1 protein-coding gene is annotated in these 1,467 nt (G+C 53.4%); it reads left to right on the top strand.

The genetic code is table 11. From position 1 onward, the window contains the following. Positions 1–338 precede the first annotated feature (338 nt). On the top strand, positions 339–1,238 hold the full coding sequence (locus Q1B21_RS22275) for a type IV pili methyl-accepting chemotaxis transducer N-terminal domain-containing protein (protein ID WP_299893259.1): 900 nt from the start codon (positions 339–341) through the stop codon (positions 1,236–1,238). Positions 1,239–1,467 lie beyond the last annotated feature (229 nt).

Below are 1,467 nucleotides of genomic sequence, written 5' to 3'. Positions count from 1 at the left end.
CCGCAATCTGTGAATTAGCATGGCGAACGATCTTGCGAGCGCAGCGAAAGGCCGGTTTGGTGAAGCCGCATTGCGGCGGCGGCACTTACGATGAATGTCTCCTTCGGGCTGTCCTTGGTATCAATAGGGCTTAGGCAGGTCCCGATGCTGCTCTGCCTCCGAGGTCCGCCGTGAGCCCATTTCGTTTCGCGCGCGACCAAATTGGCTAGGGATCGAATTGACACTTCACACGTCCAAAATTCACCACATTTTCATCTTCGGCGTACCACAATGGGCCACTTACTTTGCCTTGAATCCAAAATGGTTGGTTACACGTAACGAAGGTAAGGATGTCAGCAATGAAAATTAGTCGTCGTTTTTTCGTCACTGGAGCATCTGGACTCGCTATGACGGCCTTCATGCCGGTTGGTGGCTACGCACTTGCCATGGCTCCGGGGCAGGTTACACATCGGATTCTGGCCGCTGGCAAACTGAGTTTCCTAACCGAAAAGGCCGCTAAAGCTGCCGTTCTTCTGAGCATGAATGCAGAGGTCGAAAGGGACCTGAAGGAGCTTCAGGAAGCGCATGACGAATTCGACGACATCCTGCTTGGTTTCAAAGAGGGTAAGGGGTCTTCGGGCGTCGACCGTGAAAGATTTTACGCGGTCAACACTGCGCTCAAAGACGTCGCAAATCTCTGGGCACCCTACCGGACCGCAGTTGAGGAAATCATTGCTGCCAGGTCAGTAGATGATGCGCATCTGAACATGATTGTGGGCAATGACGAAGTGCTTGAAGAGGCCTGCCAAGTCGTCGTTCGTAGATTGGAACAGGCTTACGGAGAAGTCGATATAGATGCGTCGCTGGCCCTGGCCTTGGACTTTGCGGGCCGTCAACGGATGATTACCCAGAAGGTCTGTAAAGAAATTGCGCTCGCGGCGACCGGCAACGAAGCACAAGAACACCACGAGAAATTCAAGAAAAACGCCGCAAAATTTGGCAACATCGTCGATGCACTCATAGGCGGCGGCAATGAATATATTACAATGGCCAAACCTCCGAGTAAGGCTGCGCACAACGCGCTGACGCAAGTTCAGGGTCATTGGGCGGCACTTCAACCAACCGTTGAAGCTCTGGACAGCGTAGAGGTGCCTAGCCTTGATGATGTCGTGCATTTCTGCGCGGAAATGGATGTCCTGGAAGCTGAGTCTGAAAAAGCAGTTCTGGCTTACGAAGAAGCAATCAAGGCGATTTCCTAGCTGGGGATTGAGTATCGAGTCTCCGTTTGCGCGATACGTCAGACATCTGTGCCCGACTTAGAATATCGCGAAGTCACGTGCTTACTTCAATCCGGACCTCGGATGCTGGTCGTCTGAAGTCAGTTTGGTCCCGCAATCTGTGAGTTTGACAGGCCTCCTATCTCGCCGCTGCAGCGGATGACCGATCTGACGGGCCGCGCCGCAGCATCAACACTGGGTGGTCAACGGC

The organism is uncultured Ruegeria sp., from assembly GCF_947504215.1.
GTDB lineage: Bacteria > Pseudomonadota > Alphaproteobacteria > Rhodobacterales > Rhodobacteraceae > Ruegeria.
Note: the sequence above shows the minus strand (reverse complement) of the source record. Positions and strands in the feature narration are given on the sequence as shown.